Genomic DNA, 271 nt, shown 5'->3' with positions numbered 1-271 from the left:
ATGGGTGCCGGGTACGTAGTCGCGACCGTCCAGGCGCTGCAGCGCCGCGCGCGCGCATACGCGACCGGCCAGGTACTCAGCCTGGCGCTTGGCCACCGAGCGCTGCAGGCTGGCGCTGGGCACGAGGCCGGCGCGCTGGAAGTCGTCGGATGCCAGGCGGGCAGGGTCGAAGGCGCAACTGACCAGCACCGCGCCGGGCAGCGGGCGAGGCAAGGGCCAGTGGTGCTGGAGCGGGGCGCAGCAGGCTGGGAGAGTGTTCATGGCGCTATTG

1 pseudogene is annotated in these 271 nt (G+C 72.7%); it reads right to left on the bottom strand.

The annotated features are described in order from the left end of the window. A pseudogene (locus tag R0J88_RS20310) lies at window positions 1-213 on the bottom strand (hypothetical protein); the annotation flags it as partial. Window positions 214-271: the final 58 nt, after the last annotated feature.

The organism is Pseudoalteromonas sp. SIMBA_162, assembly GCF_046535955.1.
Lineage (GTDB): Bacteria > Pseudomonadota > Gammaproteobacteria > Enterobacterales > Alteromonadaceae > Pseudoalteromonas > Pseudoalteromonas marina.
This window is presented reverse-complemented; position numbering and strand designations above follow the sequence as displayed.